2 protein-coding genes are annotated in these 8,230 nt (G+C 36.5%); both read left to right on the top strand.

Annotated elements, in window-relative coordinates:
- A partial coding sequence (locus Q5O73_RS09165) for a carbohydrate-binding protein (protein WP_302669537.1) occupies positions 1 to 2,614 on the top strand: 2,614 nt, incomplete at its 5' end.
- Between the two features lie 258 nt (positions 2,615 to 2,872).
- Positions 2,873 to 8,230: carbohydrate-binding protein (locus Q5O73_RS09160; RefSeq protein ID WP_302669536.1), on the top strand; the 5,358-nt coding region annotated here is incomplete at its 3' end.

Raw genomic sequence — 8,230 nt, 5'->3', positions numbered from 1 at the left:
CGATGATATAGCCTGGGCTGTACTTGATTCAGTAAGAGCATATTTATTATTTGGAGACCAGAGTTACTTAGATATTGCAAAGAAAAACTGGGACTTTATGTATAAAAGAGGAACAGAAGGAAGAACAGACGGACTTATCAGATGGTCTCATGAAAACGGAAGAGGAGACGGAACCACATCATGTATTAATGGTCCTGCCACAGTAGGAGCTTGTTATCTTGCAATTGCAACAGGTGATGAAAGTTACTATACCAAGGCAAAAAGCGTATTTGATGCATGGAGAAACAGTTCATTGTATGTAAGAGAAGGTGATGATGCAGGACATGTATGGGATAGTGTAGGAAACAACTGGCGTTCCACATATAATCAGGGAACTTTCCTTGGAGCCGCAATTATGCTTTATGAAAAATATGGAACACAGCAGTACTATGATGATGCATGTAATGTAATGGCAAATACGGTAAAAGGCCTTTGTTACAATAATATTCTTAAGGAAGAGAACACAAACTCCGGTGACCTTTCAGGTATGCGTGGTATCCTTATGAGATATATGAGAAAGTTCATTGTAGATTTTAATAAAGGCGAGTATCTTTCATTCTTTAAGGACAATGCAAAGGTAGCATGGATGAATAGTAATTCAAAGGGAATTATGCAGTGTTCATGGCAGAAAAAGGCAGCAGAAGATGCTACATGGGATTCTTTTGCAGCATATAATGCTATTTCACTTATGGCAAATATTCCTACATATGCAGATAGTTTAGAGAGAGATGCATATTCAAATATTGAAGCGGAAGATTTGGATTACTGTAAGGGACTTATTTCAGAAAATTCCAATGGAACTAGTGGTGGCAGAAGTTTAGGAGGCGTAATGAACGGAAACTATGCTGCTTACTATAACATTGATTTTGGAGATACAGGAGCGTCAAAGCTGACTTTCAAGTATTCAAGAAGTACCGAAAAAGAAGGTGCAAATGGAACCATTGAATTTAGACTGGGAAGTACAACAGGTCCTCTTATAGCAAAGGCAAGTGTTGAAAATACGGGAACATGGCAGAATTGGAAAGAAGTTACAATTGATACGGCACGTATTACAGGAGTACAAAATGTATATGTAGTATTTAAGGCGGATACTACTCATGTTTGCAATTTTGACTATTTTAAATTTGCAAAGGCAACAAATGATGACCAGGGATACTTTTTCTTAAAGTCAGATTCATCTAATCAGTATGCAAAGTGTAAAAATGGAAGCAGCGATACAACAATTGTGGCGTCCAGCGACAAGAGAGATGAAGGGGAACAGTTTAAGATAATTAAGAACAGTGACGGAACAGTTTCCTTTAAGTCATTAATATCCGGAAAATATATATGCATGGTAAGTGAAGGTTCATATCTTACTGCAAGTACATCAGCAATTTATAACGGAGAAAAGTTCGTTATAGAAAGATATGCATCAGATACAAGTAAGAGTAAACAGTTTGCCATTAAATCCATTGCCAATGGAAAATATCTGGCAGTTGATCCAAGTGGAGATAAGGCAATTCTTTCAACTTCCGACAGTATAGGAGGTTCATGGGAGACATTCCATATGGAAACTGTAAACGGTGAATGGATAGTACCGGATGGAACTACTTTGGTAGACAGCGCATATAAAGATGCATTCTCAAAAATAGAAGCTGAGAAAACAGACGATTTCAACGGAACAATTAATTATGATACATACCTTGGAAATACCAATGATGGAGAGTGGGCAAGATACGATAGTGTAAGATTTACTAAAACTGCAAAGAGCATCATAATGAGATATTCAGTAAGAGGTAAGATTGCTACCGGAAAGGTTTCATTGTATTTAGACAGTTTAGACGGAACACCTGTCGGTGAATTTTATCTTACAGAAACAGCTGAGGACAGTTGGGATGCATATGTTGAAAAACAGTTTGCGCTGAAAACTGAAATAAGCGCCGGAGTACATAATGTATATCTTAAATTTACACCGGACAGTGGAAAGACATATGTAGGAAATATTGACTATTTCTTATTTAGCGATGAAGCTTATGTGGAACCGACTATGGAAAGTGGAAGCATTAAAATAGAAGGATATCAGATAAGTGCTACCCGCAAAGGCAGCAGGGTTGTCGGTTCAGTAGAACCGACAATAGACGGAAAGAATGTTGTAGGATGGGGATTAATTTACGGAGTAAATAAAGCAGGTGGAAACACCTTTAATATCTCTGATGATGATATGCGTGTAAACAGTGACAGTAAGTATGTTGCAGCTTTAGATTCCACATCGCAGGGAACAACAGATACTGTATTTGGAAGCTCAGACACAGCTACATATTTTGTAAGGACAACGTTATTTGGTTCATTTACTTCGGTAGAGTATTCGGCAGAATACAAAATCAGAGCCTATGCAAAATTGTCAGACGGAACTTACAGATACAGCACTGTTAAGAGTTATTCAGTATATGATATTGCAGATGTTTTGTATAAGAATGTTAAGATGAATACAATCACTGCACATGAGTATCTTTACAACAGCATTTTGAAAGTTGTAAATCCAAATTATGCTGAGGTTGATTACAGCTGGGGAAATGATTTAGTAGGAACAAATTAAAATTTAATATAATTTAATGAAGCTGCCATACGGGATAACATCAAAGCCGGTATGGCAGTTTTTTTCTGATTTAGTTTACAAACTATCTTAATAGAATTGAACGTTAAACCTAAAAAGCGAATAAAAACACATAAAAAAAAGGACACCTGAAATAAAAAAATGTCACTCTAAATGATAAAGAATTAAGTTTATAATTAATGTGTATAAATGTTTGCCATAGGCAGATAACAAATTTGGATCATTAAAGGAGGGAAAAAAGTGAAAGGATTAAAAAGGGTAAAAACATTTTTAACGTTGTTCCTTTCAGTCTGTATGGTATTCACATCAGTAACACCAACAGATTTAACTAAAGTCTTTGCAGAAGATGTAAAGACCACAGTGTATTTTTACAATGCATCAAATTGGAGTGGAGTAGGAATACATGGGTACAATGACAGTGTAAGCGGTCAGTACACAGGAGACTGGAACACGACATTTATGGAAAAGGATGGAGATACAGGCTGGTATAAATATGAAATTAATGCAGATGTATCTCAAAATTACATTGATGTTATATTCTTTGATAAGGGTGACCCGGAAGGAGATCATGCTACACATAGAAGCCTATGTAAGGTAAATGACAGAGAGTATGTTTATTTTTCCATGAATGGTGCCAAGTATTGTTCTAAGCTTGCAGCAGAGGTGGCTTTAGGAAAGGTAGAAAGTTCCAAGGTTAAGAATGCTTTTTCAGGAACAAAAATAGCAGGTAATGTTATTGAGGCAGAGGACAATGACGATAAACATGCAGATATTAATAATGAAACAAACACAGATTACGGTCAAAGTGGTACAGGAAATATAGCCCATGTAAATGACGGAACCTGGACTATGTATAATGTTAACTTTAACCGTGCAGCTTCAAAGTTTACAATAAGATATTCTGCAAAAAGTACAGTTGCAGGGGGAACTGTCAATGTATATTTAGACAGTATGGACAGCACACCTGTGGCAACTGTTGAAGCAACAGAGACAGGCTCAGAATGGAGTAATTTTGTATATAAAACAGTAGATGCCAACATACCGTCAGGTATTCATCAGGTGTACCTTAAATATTCCACATCTAAGGACTGGTGTGCTAATGTAGATTGTTTTTATTTTGAATCACCTTATGTGGATGCAGTAGGAACTCATGAAATAGAAAATGCTCATGAGACAATTTTAGGTCCGGCTAATGGCAGGGAAGTAAGTAGTAGTGGTAATTTCTCAAATGGAGCAGCCATTGGAGGTTTAAATACATGGGAGGCAGATGGCAGAGCCTACACTACCACATATGTTAATGCCAAAAATGCAGGTACATACACATTGAAATTAAAGTATTCATTAGAATGTGGAAAGGACACAAGAATTGATTATAGGATAAATGGTGATACTGACAGAGATTGGAGATCATGGACTTTAAAAGACCACAGTTCTTCATGGGATGAGGTAAAGGAATTTACAACTACGGTTTCACTTAAAAAGGGAATAAATGCCATTGATATTACAGGAGCCGTTAATACCGGTACTGATTGGAAATGGGTACGTTTAGATAACTTTGAACTTTCATATGTTTCTGAAAATAATTACAGCAAAAAAGCTTTCAGTTCAAGGGAAAATGTAGAATTAAACGGAGTACAGTTAGATGCAGGCCCTAAATCCTCAGGCAACATTGGAGGAGATGAAGGGGGAAAACTTACAGGTATAAAAGGCGAAGGATATGCAGAATATGATGTATATTTTGACAGAAAGGCATCAGGAGTAACCCTGTCATATTCTGTTGCAACGGATTGTGGTGGAACTGTTGAAATGTATGTGGATTCCATGAGTGGAGCACCGGTTACAACCTTTGACTGTAACGACACTACAGGAGGTTGGAGCGCTTATGTAACCAAAACGGTGGATGTAAATATACCTGATGGAAACCATAAAATTTACTTTAAGGTAATACCTAGAATTGCCAACAGTTATTCAGTAAACCTGGGATGGTTTAAGTTTGCATATACTCCGGAAGAAATGAATATAAGACATGAAGCAGAAAATGCCTATGCATATACTAAAGGTTCGGCATCAGGTGAATATAGCCTTGAAGTATTTTCAAATTATTCAGGAAAAACAGCTATAGGTGGCATGAATACATGGCCAAATGACGGACGTGCATATCTTACACAGTATGTAAATGTAAAAGAAGATGGTTGTTATAACATAGTTGTGGGATACGCAAATGGCGGAGAATACGATACCAACATTGATGTTCGTGTAAACAGTTCTGATGATAGTGCATGGAAAAGTATTTCTGCACCAAAGACAGGTGGCTGGAACAGTGTAGGTGAAATAAAAGCAACTGTAGAATTAAAAGCAGGAGTTAATTATATTGATATTACCGGTGCTTCAAATATCTTGTACAACAAAGATAATGCATGGCAGCAGGTAAATATTGATTACTTTGACATAGAGGATGACAACATTGCCAAAGGAAAAAAGGCATACGCTGAAAGTGAACAAAAAGAGGGCGAAACAGTTTATCCGGCAGATAATGCAGTTGATGGAGACAGTTCTACAAGATGGGCAAATAATAACGAAGGCGGATGGATTTATGTAGATTTAGAAAGCCTTTATGAAATAGAACGTGTAGAGGTATTGTTTGAAACAGCATATGCAAAGAGTTTTGAAATACAGACTTCAAAGGATGGAAAAACATGGGTTACATCAAAAACAGTTTCATCGGAGGATTTTATAGGGGATAAAAATATTAAAAATGACGGGACTTATAATGGAAAAGTATTGTACACATCAAAAGACACATGCCTTGGAAAGGCAAGATATGTAAGAATTAAAGCTAATGAAATGAATTCTTATCATAAGAAAATGTCTATATATGAGTTAAAGGTATATGGTACAAAAGTTCCAGGTTATCTGACAGATGTGGCAGTAAATAAGGATATAACATGTGATAGTGCAAGTACCGTAAATCCTGCAAAGTATGCTACAGATGGAAAAGATACAACTAAATGGACAGCAGGCAGCACACACCCTGAATATACAATTGATTTAGGCAGGGAATATGGATTACGCAGTATAGATTTAAAGTATTCTAATGCTTATGCTAAGTCATTTAAAATTGCAACATCTAATGATGGAACAAATTGGAAGGATTTAAAAAATGTTTCTCAGTGGACTGAGCCGGGTAGTGCATCAGGATTAGGTGGAGACAAGATATTAGGATATAGTTTTCATTTTGATGAGGTTAAAGCACGGTATGTTAAACTGTACGTTGATGAATGTGCAGACACCTCCCTTGGAATATCATTATATGAATTTGAAGTTTGGGCTAAGGATAATCAGAAGTCTGATTATTGGAATGAAGTAGGCAGCAAATCCCTTGGTGTTTACCCTGTATCAAAATTACAGGATACAAAATACGAAAATTCAGTAAGTGATACATATCCTTTAGGCGTTATAGATTCATCCCTTGTAACAGGAGATATCCTGTTATCAGGTGACACATATGAGGTTGTGTATGATTCAGGCAACAGAAATGTGTTCTTCTATGTTAATCCAAGAGACATAAACGTAGATTACGACAAGCAGGAAGTATTCTGGTCTAATGGTAATAGCGGAGCATCTCTGTGGGGAGCTGACAACCACGATGAAAATATTGCAAAATATATTGCAAAACAACAGGCAACGGTACAATATCAGTTACCGGAAAATTTGGATTTTGGTGACAGTGATTATGTAACTACACAGATTGGATGCAGAATATATAATCGTTCGGATATTGGAACTGACGGATATCCTGTAAGTGGAGCAAAACCGGTATTTTCAATAAAATTTAATCTTAAAATACTAAACTCCCATGGAATTTACATTGAGGATTCAATTATGAAAAATGGTACCCTTAATGTAAAGAATGCAGGTTCAGACACAACTTATACTTGGGAAAAAAGTGAAGATGGTAAAAATTGGCAGACAGTATCAGAAAAGAGAAAAGATGTACAGGTTATAAGTAATAACGGAGCGAGTGTAAATGTTGCTGATGACTTAGGTGGAGGATACTACTATAGAGTTAAAGCCGAAAATGGCAAGTGGTCACAGCCTTATTATGTTCAGTATTATAACAATGTTCAAAACGGTGATTTTGAGTTTCCTGCAATGTTTTCACATGATGAGGAAAAAGATAAGTCAATGGATGCAAGATTCCCATATAACTCAAATGGTGATGAGCAGCAGTATCCTAACGGATTTGACGGATTATTCTGGAAAACAACAGGACCGGGATATTACAACACCCGTAACCGCCATAAAACAACTCATGATATTGAAATTGTAAATGGAAGAAACTTAAGAACTGACAGTGAGGCAAAACAGCAGGTCGGATTCTCGGTTTCACAAAAAGATATGTATGGTGATAATTCCCATGGCGACCAGTTCGCAGAATTAAACTGTGAGGAACAGGGAGCATTATATCAGGATATACTTACAACACCGGGTTCAGAATGTTACTGGGATTTAGACCATGCAGCAAGAAGGGTATCAAATGGAGCAACAAACTCCATGCTTGTTGTGGCAATGTCTACTAATGATGCCTTAAATTACACAAAGGATACTGAAATTGAAAAAATTGTTAATGCTGCTAAAGATCAGGGAGTTACAGGTGCAGTATCAACTGAATACGAGAACGGAAAGGTAATTTCTTTAGATAATGGAGTACAGGCTACAGTTTGGAAAGTTACCAGCACCGCTACAGCAGGTGAGTGGAAACATAATAGTGGTAAATATACAGTACCTGTTGCTGACAAGAACTATTTAACAAGATTTTTCTTTGTATCTATTGATGGTACAGATGGAAACAGAACAATAGGTAACCTTCTTGACAATGTAACTTTTGAACAGAAGAAGCAGTACAAGATTAAGTATGTTGTAAACGGGGAGGAAGTATATACAACAACAGGTATTGTTGCCCCTTATGACAGAGTAGACATACCGGATACTCTTCCGGAAGATGTTAAGGATAGTGATGGAAATCACATTAATCTTTCAGAATACACGTTAAAAGAAAGCAACATATTAAAATATAAGAGGGATTCAGAAGGAAACATTATATATGATGGAACAACTCCTCGTACAGAAGAAAAGGGATATTACATTGATAATAATGACAGAAGATTTACTGTAGCGTATGACCATGATACATTAATTCTTTACTATCAAAGTGGAATAGTTACCCTTACTAAAAGAGTGGAGGGACTGACGGAAATACCTGATGATTATAAGGTAAAACTTACCGTAAAAGATGGAAATAATGAAAAGTATACAAAGACTTTTGCAAAAAGTGATTTTACCGCAATTGATAATGCAGACGATGAGAAATCAGATAGTTTCTTTGCAACAGTTTCTTTTGAGGCAGCAGGTGTTTTAAATTCAGGAAAGAAATATACGGTAACAGAGGAAGAGGTTAAAACGATGATTGGAACTTCATTCTATCTGTCACAGGTAACAGCCGGAAAAACAGTGAATAGTGTTCCTGTTTCTGAATTATCAAAAACCTCTGTTTCATATAGTGGTACAGCTTTTGTATATAACCCAAATACTGATAAC

It is taken from the genome of Eubacterium sp. AF15-50, assembly GCF_934835595.1.
Classification (GTDB): Bacteria; Bacillota; Clostridia; order Lachnospirales; family Lachnospiraceae; genus Eubacterium_G; species Eubacterium_G segne.
This window is presented reverse-complemented; position numbering and strand designations above follow the sequence as displayed.